The following is a 15,346-nucleotide window of genomic DNA, read 5'->3' on the forward strand; positions in this document are numbered from 1 at the left end:
AATTAAATTTTAAATATAGATGCCTAAAACTGGTTTAAAACACAAAATAAAAATTGATAAAAAGGTAACTAAAGGCACAAAAATGCTTTCAGATAATTCTTTTGGAATCTTTTTTTGTTTTTATACAAATAAAGATTCACTAGTGTTTTTTAAACCTTTAAATGATTATTTCTTAGAAGAAGCATTTTCTCATAAAAAAGGAATATTACTAAATTTTGAAAGAGATTTAATAGAAGAAGATGATATAGAATATGCTTTAGATGTGATGTCGCTTTTTAACAAACAACCACAATTGGTTTTAAAAAATAAAGCGCAAGTAGCAAAAGTAAAAAGTGTGGTTTATTTGGTGGTAGAAGAGTATAACACTACTGCATCATATATAATGATAAAAACACTATTAAAAGTTTTACTATTACATTTAATACGTATTGGTAATGACAATTTTATAGAGCAAGATCTGAAACAAAAAAGAGTTTTTGATTTTTTAGAGTTGATGGAAACTTATTTTTTAAATGAAACACAAGCTAGCTTTTATGCAAAAGAGCTAGGGTTAAGTGAAAAAAGATTAAATCAGATTTTGAATGAAAAATTAAACTTAACGGCTAAACAAATTATACAACAACGTCAAATTACTGAAGCCAAAAGGCAACTTGTAAAAAAAGAAGTAACAATTAAAGAGCTTGCTTTTGAGCTGGGTTTTGAGTCTTTAAGTAGCTTTTCTAGATTTTTTAAAAAACATACAGGAGTTAGTCCGTCTAAGTTCTCTGAATAATATAAATAACTACTTGCCGTAAGGTAAATTATAGTTTCTGTTTGGCTTTAAGTATGTAAATTTTCGATTTGCACTAATGTAAAAATCAAACCTTTTTAAAAAGTCAGTGCCAACAACACTCATACTTTGTTTGGCAATTGCGCCTTTAAAAAAGCCAATAGGTACATTTTTAAATGTAGTTTTGCCAACTTTAAATTTAGGTAAAATAGCCTTTTGTGTTTTTAGTACATTACCGTAAGAATCCTTAAGTTCTTTGGTGTCTATAATTTTTAAAAGCGAATCTAATGTATTGGTTTTAGCAAAATCATCATCAAACAAAATAAAACCAGTGTACCCAGAGTGAATTAAAAATGAATTCTCATATTTTTTTGATGCTATACTACTTTCTCCGCCCAAAAACATAAATCCGTCTTTATAATTTAAAGGGATTTTTTTATACCCTTTTATTTTTTTAGGTATTGTTTTGTATACCGTTATTTTGTGGTTTGTAAAGCTAATATGTAGGGCTTTGCCCTTAAATAAACTAGGGCCAAATTTACCATCTGTTCCTGGTCCCGAGTTTTTATTTTCCCAAATAGGTAAATTTTCCCAATTAAAATCTCCTATTTGTAATGTGTTGCTATTACTATGTCTAGATGTGCTTTTTCCGCCCCAACTTTCTACAGTATCTTCTGTGTTCCATTGTACGCTAGTTGTTTTTGCAGCGCTATCTTTTATTAAAGTGATAGATTCTGCAGCTGTGTGTAGCATTAGGCTAACAGTATCTTTTTTATTTAAAATAGCCTGTACTGCAATGTTGTTTTTAGGAGTGAAAGTAAACGGAAAACTACCTAATAAATTTGCGTTGTTTTTGGTTTGAGATATGCCACCAAAAGTAACTAGTGTAAAAAATAAATAAGTAAACAATTTTTTAGGCATAGTTATTATTGGTTTAAGAGACGTAATGCAGTAAAGCTAATTTACATAAAGTTGGAGTAGGTGTAGTGTTAGTGTAGTTAATTTTTACTTACGTTGTAAATCTGTAACAAGCAAAGGGTTGTTTTGTTTTAGTTTATCTAGTAATTCTTTTGTTTTTGTGGTACTAGGATTTTGTTTTAGTTCCTCATATTCTGTGTTGGTTAAGCCAACCATTTGCAAAAACTGAACTTCACCGTGTGGAGTGTTTAATATGTCTAATTCTTTGTCTATAACAAAGGCCAGAGCAGTAATATCTGTATTGTAATTACTTCTTATTGGGCCGTTTGCAGGTATAAGATGGTACTCCTCAAACCATTTTTCTTTGCTAAAAACATACTTTCCTAAATTCTGAATTAAATTACAAGCCCAATTAACATTATCGTCATCACTATATTTTTTTAGTCTAAACGTAAGTTCAAAACCAAGTTTACTATATTCTTCTTCTACAGATTCCTCGTTATAATATAGCTCAGAAAATCCGTATGAAATGTAATGAAAGTGTGGTTCTTGCAAGGTGCTATTGTAAACGCTAATACCATCTATAGGTTCTGTGCCACCTAATGCATAAGGTAATTGTGGAGCATAATGTTGTGGGTTTTGCTCAGGGTATATTTTTTCTATTGCAGAGTCTATATAGTCCCAACCAACAGTATCTTCTTCTGTATATTTATTTTTGTATTCTTTTAGGGTCATAGGATTAATTATGGAGTATTAAGCAAAGCAGTTACTTTTCTAGGTTTTAGTATTCATTTTTTTAATCACCTCTAAAGCCAATTCTTGTGTTTCTTCGGCTATTTCTGCTTTTGTAGGTTGTGTGGCAATTCGTTTAAATTCGGCCATTAGTTTTGGGGTTATTGGAGCTGTTGCATTAGTGCCAAAAACTAACACAAGCCAGTATTTCCAAACTTCATCTTTACCTTTTAAAATGACAATAATATCATCTGTAATATGTTCTGTTATAGACTGTAAATACAATGCTATTGGGCCTGCAACTGGCCAGTTTAAATCTTGCAACCAAGTTAATAGCTCTGGCACTATTGGTTTTACTTGCTTATAGCTATAGTTATTTAAGTTGGCTACGGCTGCTGTATCTCCTTTATGTTTTGGTAGTTGTGGTTGCACTATTATTTTTCTTTTTTAAATCCTTTGTTAGTTAGTTTCCATTGGGTATGTGTTTGTTCGTTATTGTAAAAACCAGTTTCCTCATCTTCTTGGTAACTAAAATAAGACAATATTTTTTTTTCTTCATTGTATGTTATTTTAATGTCTTGCCCGCGGTTGGCTTCTGTAAAAATATAATCTTCATTAATAAAGGCAGACTTACTTTTTTGTAAGACACCATTAATTATACTGTACACTTTTGCTGTGCTGTAATGTTTGCCTCCACAACAGGTTCCCCAGCCTAATAACAAGTAGTGCGGTTTGTTGTTAATTTCTATATGGTGTACACCAAGTATAAACACATCTTGGTCACCATCATCTTTATCTTTTAAGTTTATATATGTAATAGCTCCAGTACTGTTTTTGTATTGCGCATAACTAACAGAGCTGTGGCAACAGCCAGGGTCTCTTTGGCTCCAAGTATATGTTTTTACTACACTGTCTAAGCTGTATTTTATGCTTATATGTTTAGATAAACTATCATATGGGTTTGTAAAACTAGTGGAGTCTTTTAAATGTTCTAAAAAACGCTCCTTTACAAAAGGAAACATACTGTTTGCCATATCAAAATCTACTGCTTGGTAGGCTTTAAATGTGGTTGTAAGTAGCTCGTCAGAATAATTGTAATCTTCTTGGGCAAATGCATTATTGCACATACAGAATGCAAATAATAGAATTTTAAGTCGTTTTATTATTTTCATACCATATAATTTTATGTGTAATCGCTATAAGGGATTTCTAGTTTATTAATTTGTTTAATAATATTTTTTTCTCTTTTAAAACTTATAAAATCTATGGTAACTTTATATTTTTTATGATACACGGTGTGTATAATTATAAATGTTCTTTTGTTTCTGCCACCGCCCACTGTTTCTTTAGTTGTGTGGGTAATAACATTTGTAGGTATTATTTTTTTTACAAACGGATTTATTAAGTTTTTAATAATGATGTAATTTTTAGAACTTTCTATATAGCCCATTTGTGTTGTAAAAAGTAACAAAAAAAGAAATGTACCTGTACTAAATATAAAATATCCTGGATCTAGGTAGTTGGAAATAAACAGTTCTAGCAATAATATAATAGAGGAAGTTAATGCTATTAATATAATTACTTTTATTAGTGTAATATAAAATGGTATGGGTGTGGTTTTGTTGGTAATAGCAATAGTGCTATTAGTAACAGGTTTACTTATTTTTATTTGTTTATTACCAAAGGTGTTGTCTAAGTGTAAACGTAGTTTCCAAAAGTTAGTGTAGTAGGCTTCTTTTAGGTATATTTTTTTATTGTTTTTTAGGTGTATGGTAAGTCCTTTTTCGTAAATGGTAAAAAACATAAATTTTGAAGGTACAGAACTATGTAACTCAATACTTTTTACTTCATTATAAGTATATGTTTTAAATATGCCAATTTTAATGTTTTTAGCGTTTGCTCTATAAAAAATGAGACTTTTTAAGGCATAATAAATGCCATACGTTACAAAGGCCATAAAGGCTATTAAAAATAATATAATTTCTTCTTTAGTAATTAGAAGTACATAAAGAAAAACCAAAATGGTAATAAAAAAAAATAGTAAAAATATGTACAGAAAGTTAAATCTGCTGGTTATGGTTGCATTTCTTATGTTGTTACGCATCATTTTGTACCTAAATTAAAAAGTACAAATTAAGGTATATAAAGGGTATTGTAATGCGCTAATGTTTATTTGTAGGAGTTAGGCATATTACCGTTGCTAAATAATTTATTTTTTAGCTTCTTTACGGTAAGCATTTAAAATAAGTATAGCCATAAATGCCCAAATTAACCTATATACCCATATATTTATATCCTTGCCAAAAAATAGCACAGTTTCTGCATCTCTCATAAAACTATATACAACATTTACAAGGGCAAGTGCTACACCAATAATTAATATTGTTTTTCTCATAGCTGTTAAAACTAGTGTTTTATTTCTTTTTTTTAAGTTCCGAATTAATTTTCTTTTCCAATTTCTTAATCTCTGCAAAAGGTAAATTAAGGGCTAAAAAATAATTTCCGTTTCTAATTTTACTATTTACGTAAAAGGCATTAATAATTTTGTTATCTATAAACAAACCTATGCTTTTACGCTCTTCAAAAGCTATGTCTGTAGCAATTTGCATTTTAATATCTCCTTTGGGTGTAAAGGTTAAATTTAAACCAAATTGTTTTTCTCCGGTATTTCTAAATGTAGCATCTATACCAACAGTAGAACACTTTTTAATAGCTGTAATAGGAATTAATGTTTTTGTGTTTACGTATTGTAGTTTATTAAAATCTGGAACAAAAACTTTTACTCCAACAGAATCGTTTAAAATATAAAAGCCAGATTTTAAATGGCTTGTTGTGTCTGTTTCTTGTGTATATTGACAAGTGCCGGTGACGTTTACAAGAAATAGAAAAAAGAGTAAGGCGTAGGTTTTTATAGTCATAATATATTTTCTAAAACCCTTCTAAACCTGTTGACGCCGCATCAAAAAACAATAATCCTGCAATAAGCATAACATAAAAAATTATCCATATTAAAGAGATAACTACACCTGCAATGGCAAGCCCTCGCGGACGATTAAAAAGTCCAATTATAGATAAAACAAGTCCTAAAATCCATATTAAGTGCCCCACAATAGGAATACAATATAAAATGTAAGCAAGTATAGAGATTATAAAACCTGCAATGCCTATTGGGTTAGATTTGCCATTATTATTGTTTTGATTAATAATAATAGGTTGCGCTTGGTAAGTTTCTTGTTGTTGCTGTTTTTGGTTGTCTTCTTGGTTGTGTGGTGTAATGTCACTCATAAAAATTGGCTGTATTTTATGGCAATATAAAAATAAGTGGGTAAAATAGTACCTTATTTTATAAGTTATGCGAATTAAAATTTTTAGAGTAAGTTAAAATAGGTAAAAGGCAAAAAGGTATAAAAAGCAAAAACCCTTGAAAATCGTTAGATTAACAAGGGTTTTGTACTCGAGATGGGACTTGAACCCATACGGACTAATGTCCATTGGATTTTAAGTCCAACGTGTCTACCAATTCCACCACTCGAGCAAATTAGCTGTTATTACTAACAGGCAATTGGTATAATTTTTTCTGAGCGAAAAAAGGGATTCGAACCCTCGACCTCCACCTTGGCAAGGTGATGCTCTACCCCTGAGCTACTTTCGCAATTTTTATGAGCGTACATCTTTATCAGATGCGGGTGCAAATTTAAGACATTTTTCTAAACCACAAAGCTATTTTCAAAAAAAATATCAATATTTTTTATCTAATTTTAGAATTTATTTTCAAATAACATAAAATGAGCGTTTTACACTTCATCTTTTTTTTGTGCGGAAAGCAATCTTTTTATTTCATTTAGTTTCATTAAGGCTTCAACCGGTGTTAGCGTGTTAATATCTAAATCAATTATTTCTTCTTTTAGCTCTAAAAGAAGAGGATCATCCATATTAAAAAAGCTCAGTTGCATTTCGTTTTGGGCATCTGTTAGCTTTGTTGTGAGCTCTTCACTAGAGTGAGATTTCTCTAACTTTTTAAGTATTTTATTAGCTTTAGAAATAACTTGCTGTGGCATACCAGCCATTTTTGCTACGTGTATACCAAAACTATGCTCGCTACCACCAGGAGTAAGTTTGCGCAAGAACAGAACATTATCTTTTAGTTCTTTTACAGATACGTTGTAATTTTTTATTCTGTTAAATGTTGCTGTCATTTCATTTAACTCATGGTAGTGGGTAGCAAATAATGTTTTTGCTTGTGTTGGGTGTTGGTGTAGGTATTCTGATATTGCCCAGGCAATAGAAATACCATCATAGGTGCTTGTGCCACGTCCAATTTCATCTAACAATACCAAACTACGATCTGAAAGGTTGTTTAGAATAGATGCAGTCTCGTTCATCTCTACCATAAAAGTAGATTCTCCCATAGAGATGTTGTCACTGGCACCAACTCTGGTAAATATTTTATCTACATAACCAATTTTTGCAGACTCTGCAGGTACAAAACTACCCATTTGTGCTAATAACACAATTAAGGCTGTTTGGCGTAATATGGCAGATTTACCACTCATATTTGGCCCTGTAATCATTATTATTTGTTGTTCTTCTCTGTTTAAAGTAACATCATTGGCAATATAAGTTTCTCCAACAGGTAATTGTTTTTCTATAACAGGATGTCTTCCGTTTACAATTTCTAAATCTGTAGAATTGTCTATAACAGGAGCGGTATATTTATTGTCTGTTGCCAATTGTGTAAAACCACAAAGACAATCTAATTGCGCAATTAATTGTGCGTTGTGCTGTACTGGCGCAATATATTCTTGCATCCAAATTACTAATTTATTAAAAAGTTCTAACTCTAAAACTTGTATACGTTCTTCTGCTCCTAATATTTTGCTCTCGTACTCCTTTAGTTCTTCTGTAATGTAGCGTTCTGCATTTACTAAGGTTTGCTTGCGTATCCATTCTTGTGGTACCTTGTCTTTGTGGGTATTACGTACTTCTATATAATAACCAAATACATTATTGCTAGCTATTTTTAAAGAGGTAATACCGGTACGTTCGGTTTCTCTTTCTAACATTTTATTTAAGTAATCTTTGCCAGAAAATGCCAAACCACGTAGCTCATCTAACTCGGCAGAATATCCTTTGGCAATAGTTTCGCCTTTAAGCATATTAACTGGGGCATCTTCGCTAATCATTTCTTTAATTTTAGCGCGTAGTAGATCACAACCGTGTAATTGGTCTCCTATAAGTTTTACAGCTTCGTTTTTACTAGTGCTTGTAAGTTGTTTAACAGGTAGTATGGCTTCTAAAGAGTTTTTAAGTTGTACTACTTCTTTGGGTGATATTTTGGCTGTTGCTACCTTAGAAATTAAACGTTCTAAGTCTCCCATTTGCTTTATAGATTGTTGTAACTGGTGTAAAATGGTATCATTAGCTTGTAAATAGGTAATAACCTGGTGTCTTCTTTTTATTTTTTCTACATTTTTTAAAGGCAAAGCCAACCAACGTTTTAGCATACGCCCACCCATAGGAGATATGGTTTTGTCTATTACATCTAAAAGTGTAACTGCATTTGGATTGTAAGAGTGGTATAACTCCAGGTTTTTAATGGTAAACCTATCCATCCAAATGTATTCTTCCTCAGCAATACGTTGTAGCGTATTGATGTGTTGTAGTTTGTGGTGTTGCGTTTCAGATAAATAATGTAAAACAGCACCAGATGCCATAATGCCCTGCTCTAAATGTGCAACGCCAAAACCTTTTAAAGTAGCGGTATTAAAATGTTTGGTAAGTGTTTCCTGTGCATAATCTTCCTGAAAAATCCAATCTTCTATAAAAAAGGTATGAAACTCGGTTCCAAATATTTTTAAAAAGTCTTTTTTATGTGTTTTAGAAACTAGGACCTCATTGGGAGCAAAGTTTTGTAACAATTTATCAATTTGCTCTTCTGTACCTTCTGATGTTAAAAATTCTCCGGTAGAAATATCTAAAAAAGATACACCTACTTTTTTTCTTCCAAAATGTACAGCACATAAAAAATTGTTGGTTTTGGCAGATAAAATATCATCATTTAAAGCCACACCGGGAGTAACCAATTCTGTAACGCCTCTTTTTACAATGGTTTTGGTCTGCTTGGGGTCTTCTAACTGGTCGCAAATTGCAACACGTTGTCCGGCTTTTACCAATTTTGGTAAATAGGTATTTAAAGAATGATGCGGAAAACCAGCCAATTCTGTTTTTTCTCCACCATTGTTACGGTGTGTGCATATAATCCCTAGTATTTTAGATGCTTTAACGGCATCATCACCAAATGTCTCATAAAAATCTCCAACACGAAAAAGCAACATAGCATCTGGGTACTTTGTTTTTATAGCGTTGTATTGCTGCATTAAAGGAGTTACCTTTTTCTTCTTTGGTGTACTTGTTTTAGGCAAATTGAAAAATCTTAATGATTAACTTAAAAATTACAAAACGAATTTAAGTTTTTCTCTTTGGTTACAAAACCTTTGTTGATATTTGTGGATAAGTTTACTAGATATAAATAGAATGAGAAAATTAAAAAATAACGAATTAGAGCGATTAAATATTGAAGAGTTTAAACAAGCAGAAAAAACGCCTATTGTTATTGTTTTAGATAATATTAGAAGTTTAAACAACATTGGGTCTGTTTTTAGAACAGCTGATGCTTTTTTAATTGAAAAAATATACTTGTGTGGTATTACGGCAAAACCGCCACATAAAGACATACAAAAAACAGCTTTGGGCGCTACAGATAGCGTTGCTTGGGAATATGTAGAAGAAACACTGCCTCTAGTGCAAGAGTTAAAAAGCAATGGTTATAAAACACTTGCTGTAGAACAAGCAGAAAATGCTACTTTTTTAAATGATTATAAGGTTAATGAAAACCAAAAGTATGCACTAATTTTTGGTAACGAGGTTAAAGGTGTGGCACAAGATGTAGTTACAGCTAGTGATGTGGTTTTAGAAATTCCCCAATACGGTACAAAACATTCTTTAAATATTTCTGTAAGTGCAGGTGTTGTGGTTTGGGATTTGTGGTCTAAACTACAAGACAAATAAAACACCTTTTTAGTTTTAAGGCATAAAAAAAGACCCAACTAAGTTGGGTCCATTATGTAGTTTGAGTTAGTTAGTTCCTCTGTTAAGAGATATGCAATTAAAGAAAACGTTTTCAATATTGCAAATAAATTGTGAAATAACTGTTAATTTAATACTTGTCTTTTTTTAAAGATTACGTAATATGTAACCTTGTATTTCGTGTAAAATGTGCTCATAATCAGCGTCATTAGCTACAAAATCTAGGTCGCTTACGTCTATAATAAAGGTATTTTGTTGTGGGTAACTTTTTATGAAATCTAAATAACCTTTGTTAATTTTTTCTAGATAATCAGTCTGTATATCCTGTTCATATTCACGACCACGCTTTTTAATGTTAGCAATTAAGCGCTCTGTGTTTTGGTATAGGTATACAAAAACATCGGGCTTTTTTACATCTTTATACATTAAATCAAATAACTTACGGTACAGTTTAAACTCATCTTGGTGTAAGGTTACTTTTGCAAATATTAGCGATTTAAAAATGTCATAATCACTAACCATAAAAGACCTAAATAAGTCTAGCTGTGATGTATCATCTGAATATTGCTGGTAACGGTCTGCTAAAAAAGACATTTCTAAAGGAAAAGCATACCTTGTTTGGTCTTCATAAAACTTAGGTAAAAACGGGTTATCTGCAAAACGTTCTACAATAAGTTTGGCATTGTAGTCTTCAGATATTTTATTAGCTAAAGTAGTTTTACCTGCACCAATGTTACCTTCTATTGCTAAAAACTGAGCTTTTGCCAATAAGCTTTCTCTGTTAGGGTATAACCTTCTTTCTGTACGTTCTATAGTGCCTTTGTCTTTACATTCCTGAAAAAGGTTTCTAGAGTCTTTGTTTAATATTGGATGGTAAAATTGCGGACCAACATCTGCAAGTGGGCGTAATACAAAACTTCTAAATTGCAAGTTTGGGTGTGGTACCACTAATTTATCTGTGTTAATTATCTCTTTGCCAAAGTATATAATGTCTATATCTATGGTTCTGGCTTGGTAACCAGCTTCATCTGTACGTTGTCTGCCTAAATCTTTTTCTATTTTTAAAATTATATCTAAAAGCTCAAAAGCATCTTTAGTTGTGTTAATAGATACACAGGCGTTTAAAAAGTCGTCCGACTCAAAACCCCATGATTGGCACTTGTAAACTTTAGATATACCTACAATATCACCAGCTTTTTCTTTTAATAAAAAAATGGCATCTTGTAGGTTTACTATTTTATCACCTAAATTACTACCTATAGATAGGTATGCAGTTGTAACGTTCTTCTTCATTTAAAAACAAAGTAAATAAAATAGTTTTTAAGGCACTATCTTAAAATTAAATATCTTTTTTGTAAAGGTATTAAAAGCTTAACTTAAGTATCTTTACAAATTAGTTGTAATTTATATTAGTAGTTGCTTTTTATGAACAAAACAGATAAAAAATTAGCCTTTAAAATTTATTTATACCTAGGAGCACTTTTTATAACTTCTTTGGTAGTTTCTAATTTAATTTTTCAAAAGTTTTTTATTTGGCAACCTTTTGGAGACGTTACTATTTTTAGCGCTACTTTGTTTGAGATTTCTGTAGGGGTTTTGCCTTATCCTGTTACTTTTTTGTTAACCGATTTAATTTCTGAAATCTACGGTAAAAAAAATGCCAACCAAATTGTGGTTGCAGGTATATTTGCATCTTTTTTTTCGTTATTAATTGTGTATTTGGCATCCTCAGCTCAAGCCACAAGTTGGTCTTCTGTTAATAACGCAATGTTTAAAGATGTTTTTGGTAATACCATTTTGGCAGTTACAGCGTCTATGTTGGCGTATTTGTTTGCGCAATTTGTAGATATACAGGTGTATCATTTCTGGAAAAAATTAACACAAGGTAAACATCTTTGGTTGCGTAATAACTTTTCTACATTCTTTTCTCAGCTTGTAGATACGGGTACAGTTTTGTTGCTTTTGTGTTCTTTTGGAGAAATTGCATGGGATAAGTTTACGGGTTTGTTAATTAGCGGTTTTATTTTTAAGATAATTATAGCATTTGTAGACACCCCTTTCTTGTATTTATTCGTATATATAATGAGAAAAAGATTTAATTTAAAAATAAACCAAGAAATAACATTAGAGTCATAATAAAACTGGCTTATTATTGTTTTAATTGTAAGATTTATATCACAGCTTTAAAAACAATAATTTGTTTGTCTGGTTTAGCTAAATTTAAAAGATAAAAATAGTTCTGTATGAAAAAGAAAATATTAAAAATTGTAGGTATTGTAGTGTTGCTAATTGTAATTTTATTAATTGCTGCGCCTTTCTTTTTACAAGGAAAAATAGAAAAAATTATTAAGGATAAAGTAAACAATAATATAGAGGCTACATTAGACTTTGCTAGTGCAGACTTAAGTTTATTTTCTAGTTTTCCTAATGCTAAGGTTACCATTAATGATTTAGTGTTAACAAATAAGGCTCCTTTTGCTGGCGACACCTTGTTTGCCTCTAAAGAAATTGCTTTAGATATGGCAATAACTGAACTTTTTAAAGATTCTTCTGAGGCTATTGGTATAAAGAGTTTGGCTGTAGATGGTGCTACTTTAAATATTATAGTAAATAAAGATAGTATTGCTAATTATGATATTGCCAAAAAAGATCCTGCAGTTGCTGTAACGCCAGAGACAACAGAAGAAGAGGGTAGTAGCTTTACTTTGGCAATGGAGTCTTATAAAATTACCAACTCTAGTATTGTGTATGTAGACCAAACGTCTGGTATGGCTTTAGCTTTAACAGATTTGCAGCACTCCGGTACAGGAGATTTATCCTTGGAGAAGTCTGAGTTGGATACTAAAACAAATGCACTGGTATCTTTTGGTATGGGCGGTACAAATTATTTAAACAGAAATAAAGTTGGTTTAGATGCTTTAATAGGTATAGACTTAAAGCAGAGTAAATATTCTTTTTTAAAGAATGAGGCTTTAATTAATCAGTTGCCATTAGTTTTTGATGGTTTTGTTAAGGTTAATGATGATAACCAAGAAGTAAACATCAACTTTAAAACTTTGTCTAGTGAGTTTAAAAACTTTTTAGCATTGGTGCCAGAAGAATATACTAAGAGTATAGAGAATGTAAAAACAACCGGAAAATTTACGATAGAAGGTAAGTTAGATGGTATTGTAGATGAAACACATATTCCTAAGTTTTCTGTAAAATTAAATTCGGACAATGCGTCATTTAAATATCCAGACTTACCAAAGTCTGTTACTAATATATTTATAAATGCCGCTATAGATAATACAACTGGTTTGGTAGAGGATACTTCTGTAGATATTAAAAAATTAGCTTTTGCAATAGATCAAGATAGGTTTAATCTTAATTCTCAGATTACAGATTTAATGGGTAACACTAAGGTAAAAGCGCATTTAGATGGTAATATGAACTTAGCAAACATATCACAAGCATATCCTGTACCAGCAGACTTAAATTTAAAAGGTTTACTAAAGGCAGATGTTACTACAGCTTTTGATATGGCTTCTATAGAAAAAGAACAATATCAAAATACAGCAACAAGTGGCACGTTAGATTTAAAAGATTTTGAGTATAATTCTAATGAGCTTAAAAATCCTGTACAAATTACAACAACTTCTTTGTCATTTAATCCAAAAACGGTATCATTAAATGAGTTTCAAGGAAAAACTGGTAAGACTGATTTTTCAGCAAAGGGTACAATTACAAACTTGTTAGGGTTTATGTTTAAGGATGAAAAGGTAAAAGGAGATTTTGCTTTAAATTCTAATACGTTTGCTTTAAATGATTTTATGGTTGATGAGGTTGAGGAGACAGAAACGTCAACTAAAACAACAGAAGAAAAGCAAACTGTAGCCGATGAAAAATTAAAAATTCCATCGTTTTTAGATGCTACAATTACTGCTAATGCTAATACCGTATTGTATGACAATTTAACGCTTAAAGATGTAAAAGGAACTTTGCGTATTAAAGATGAAACTGCTACATTGTCTAATATGACTACCTCTTTATTTGGTGGTAAAATGGCTTTTAATGGTGAGGTTTCTACTAAAAATGAAGCTGCTACTTTTGCTATGAATTTGGGAATGAATCAGTTTAACATAAGTCAGGCTCTAAAAGGGTTAGAAATGTTAGAGGTGTTAGCTCCTGTAGCAAAAATTATAAGAGGTAATTTAAATTCAGATATTTCTGTTGCAGGTAATTTAAAGGATGATTTTACACCAGATTTAGCTACAATATCCGGTAAAGTGTTGGCAGAGTTAATGCAAACGGAATTAGATGGAAAACAAGAAAAATTTGTAACAGCTTTAAGTGATAAGCTTAGCTTTTTAAAACCAGAAAAATTAAACTTAAACGGATTAAAAACTGCTTTATCTTTTGATAATGGAAAAGTGGCGGTAAAACCATTTAAGCTTAACTATGGTGATATTACAATGAATGTTGCTGGTAGCCATACTTTTGATAGCAAGTTGGCTTATAATGCAACTGTAGAGGTGCCTGCAAAATATTTAGGAAGTGATGTAACTAAGTTAATTGCTAAAATTGATGATAAAAAGCTAGAAGATTTAACAATACCGGTTACAGCTAATATTGGTGGTAATTTTACAAATCCAGAGGTAAAAACAGACTTAACTAGTGGTGTAAAAAACTTAACTAGCCAGTTAATAGAAATAGAAAAGCAAAAACTAATAGCAAAAGGCAAAGACAAAGCTACTAGTGTTATTAGTGATTTGTTAAACAAAAATAAGTCTAAAACCGACTCATTAACTAAGGAGGATGCAAAAACTTCTGTAGTTAAGGACGTTGTAGGTGGGTTGTTAGGAAAAAAAGATACTACTGCGGTTAAAGAAAATACAACTACAACTACCAAACAAGAAACCCAAAAAGAAGCTGTTAAGGAAATTTTAGGAGGCTTGTTTGGCAAAAAGAAAAAAGAAACCGAAAAAGATACTACTAAACAATAGTTAAACTAACGTAGTAGCCCTCGTTGCTTCTAATGTTAAAAACAGTATTGTCTTCAAAAATTAAATACTGGCCTTTAATACCTTTTAAAGTGCCTTTGTAGGTTGGTGTTTTATCCAGATTAAGACTTTTTACTTTTTCTGGATATTGCATTACTGGAAATTGTAAATGAGTTTCTTGGTTGTCTTCTATAAAATACTGTAAGGCTTCTTTAGGTATATATTGTTTTAGTTTGTTGCGCCATTCTATTAAGTTTTCATCATCTACCGTATTGGTAAGCATTTTACGCCAATTGGTCTTGTCTGCTACGTATTCTTTTAATGCAACTTCTGTAATTCCTGCTAAATAGCGGTTTGGTACTTCAACAATTTCTATGGCTTCATGTGCACCTTGGTCAATCCACCTTGTAGGTATTTGTGCTTTGCGAGTAACACCTACTTTTACGTTGCTAGAGTTTGCTAAATAAACAATATGTGGTTGTAATTGAACTTTTTTTTCATAGGCCAAATCGCGGTCTTCTTGGTCTAAGTGGGCTGTGCTTAACTCTGGTCTCATTATCCAATCTCCGGCAGTTGGGATCTCAAAAAAACAAGATTTACAAAACCCTTGTCTGTATATTGGCTTGTCTAACTTGCAGTTAAGGCACTGGTGTTTTATAAAGTTAATCTCTATAGTTTTATTTAAAATCTGGTTCACATTTAAAAAATCATTCTCAAAAAGTAAATAATATTGTATAGGGTTTCCGTTCTCTGTTTGCATTTTTTGTAAAACACCTTGGTACTGCATAAAATGTATTTGAATATTAAAGTTGTATAGGCTATTTTTATCAAAATAACCACTGAAATTTTTCAGGATAAA

Annotated in this window: 15 protein-coding genes and 2 tRNA genes; 4 read left to right on the forward strand and 13 right to left on the reverse strand. The window is 31.3% G+C overall.

What is annotated here, in order from left to right; translation table 11 throughout:
* The first annotated feature begins 19 nt into the window (after positions 1 to 19).
* The gene (locus tag PBN93_RS09520; RefSeq protein WP_271080525.1) at positions 20 to 772 is read left to right on the forward strand and encodes a helix-turn-helix domain-containing protein; all 753 of its coding nucleotides are present in this window, start codon (positions 20 to 22) and stop codon (positions 770 to 772) included.
* A gap of 9 nt (positions 773 to 781) precedes the next feature.
* Here PBN93_RS09520 and PBN93_RS09525 read toward each other — a convergent pair whose 3' ends face one another.
* The 11 genes from PBN93_RS09525 to mutS all read right to left on the reverse strand — a co-directional run bounded on the left by PBN93_RS09525 (position 782) and on the right by mutS (position 8,796).
* On the reverse strand, positions 782 to 1,690 hold the full coding sequence (locus PBN93_RS09525; RefSeq protein ID WP_077401986.1) for a pepsin/retropepsin-like aspartic protease family protein: 909 nt from the start codon (positions 1,688 to 1,690) through the stop codon (positions 782 to 784).
* Positions 1,691 to 1,774: 84 nt separating this feature from the next.
* Positions 1,775 to 2,422: a suppressor of fused domain protein gene (locus PBN93_RS09530; protein WP_077401989.1), complete on the reverse strand. Its 648-nt coding sequence runs from the start codon at positions 2,420 to 2,422 to the stop codon at positions 1,775 to 1,777.
* Positions 2,423 to 2,461: 39 nt separating this feature from the next.
* Entirely contained in the window at positions 2,462 to 2,851 is a 390-nt protein-coding gene (locus PBN93_RS09535) for a DUF5071 domain-containing protein (protein WP_171974482.1), read from the reverse strand.
* 2 nt (positions 2,852 to 2,853) lie between these two features.
* Positions 2,854 to 3,591, reverse strand: a complete 738-nt coding sequence (locus PBN93_RS09540; RefSeq protein ID WP_139344219.1) for a hypothetical protein — start codon at positions 3,589 to 3,591, stop codon at positions 2,854 to 2,856.
* Between the two features lie 11 nt (positions 3,592 to 3,602).
* Complete coding sequence (locus PBN93_RS09545; RefSeq protein ID WP_077401998.1) at positions 3,603 to 4,526, reverse strand: hypothetical protein; 924 nt, start codon at positions 4,524 to 4,526, stop codon at positions 3,603 to 3,605.
* A 102-nt stretch (positions 4,527 to 4,628) separates the two neighbouring features.
* Positions 4,629 to 4,814 carry a hypothetical protein gene (locus PBN93_RS09550; protein WP_077402001.1) on the reverse strand — a complete coding sequence of 62 codons (186 nt, stop codon included), beginning with the start codon at positions 4,812 to 4,814 and terminating at the stop codon, positions 4,629 to 4,631.
* Between the two features lie 19 nt (positions 4,815 to 4,833).
* Positions 4,834 to 5,337 carry a hypothetical protein gene (locus PBN93_RS09555; protein ID WP_271080526.1) on the reverse strand — a complete coding sequence of 168 codons (504 nt, stop codon included), beginning with the start codon at positions 5,335 to 5,337 and terminating at the stop codon, positions 4,834 to 4,836.
* Between the two features lie 10 nt (positions 5,338 to 5,347).
* On the reverse strand, positions 5,348 to 5,704 hold the full coding sequence (locus tag PBN93_RS09560) for a hypothetical protein (protein ID WP_271080527.1): 357 nt from the start codon (positions 5,702 to 5,704) through the stop codon (positions 5,348 to 5,350).
* 166 nt (positions 5,705 to 5,870) lie between these two features.
* Positions 5,871 to 5,954: transfer RNA gene (locus PBN93_RS09565), tRNA-Leu, on the reverse strand.
* A gap of 45 nt (positions 5,955 to 5,999) precedes the next feature.
* A tRNA-Gly gene (locus PBN93_RS09570) sits at positions 6,000 to 6,071 on the reverse strand.
* Between the two features lie 142 nt (positions 6,072 to 6,213).
* Positions 6,214 to 8,796: a DNA mismatch repair protein MutS gene (gene mutS / locus PBN93_RS09575; protein WP_271081902.1), complete on the reverse strand. Its 2,583-nt coding sequence runs from the start codon at positions 8,794 to 8,796 to the stop codon at positions 6,214 to 6,216.
* A 157-nt stretch (positions 8,797 to 8,953) separates the two neighbouring features.
* Between mutS and PBN93_RS09580 the strand changes: the two genes are divergently transcribed.
* A complete protein-coding gene (locus PBN93_RS09580; RefSeq protein WP_271080528.1) occupies positions 8,954 to 9,487 on the forward strand; it encodes an RNA methyltransferase in 534 nt (177 codons plus the stop codon).
* Positions 9,488 to 9,652: 165 nt separating this feature from the next.
* Here the strand turns inward: PBN93_RS09580 and folK are convergent, their stop codons facing one another.
* Positions 9,653 to 10,798, reverse strand: coding sequence for a 2-amino-4-hydroxy-6-hydroxymethyldihydropteridine diphosphokinase (gene folK / locus PBN93_RS09585; protein WP_271080529.1), 1,146 nt, complete (start codon positions 10,796 to 10,798; stop codon positions 9,653 to 9,655).
* Positions 10,799 to 10,930: 132 nt separating this feature from the next.
* On the opposite strand from folK, the gene PBN93_RS09590 reads away from it, so the two are divergent.
* Both PBN93_RS09590 and PBN93_RS09595 read left to right on the forward strand, forming a co-directional pair.
* Positions 10,931 to 11,641, forward strand: coding sequence for a queuosine precursor transporter (locus PBN93_RS09590; protein ID WP_271080530.1), 711 nt, complete (start codon positions 10,931 to 10,933; stop codon positions 11,639 to 11,641).
* A gap of 107 nt (positions 11,642 to 11,748) precedes the next feature.
* The gene (locus tag PBN93_RS09595; RefSeq protein WP_271080531.1) at positions 11,749 to 14,490 is read left to right on the forward strand and encodes an AsmA-like C-terminal region-containing protein; all 2,742 of its coding nucleotides are present in this window, start codon (positions 11,749 to 11,751) and stop codon (positions 14,488 to 14,490) included.
* Here PBN93_RS09595 and PBN93_RS09600 read toward each other — a convergent pair.
* Positions 14,480 to 15,274, reverse strand: a complete 795-nt coding sequence (locus PBN93_RS09600; protein WP_271080532.1) for a DUF2797 domain-containing protein — start codon at positions 15,272 to 15,274, stop codon at positions 14,480 to 14,482. The genes PBN93_RS09595 and PBN93_RS09600 overlap by 11 nt on opposite strands.
* Positions 15,275 to 15,346 lie beyond the last annotated feature (72 nt).

It is taken from the genome of Cellulophaga omnivescoria (assembly GCF_027915275.1).
GTDB lineage: Bacteria > Bacteroidota > Bacteroidia > Flavobacteriales > Flavobacteriaceae > Cellulophaga > Cellulophaga omnivescoria.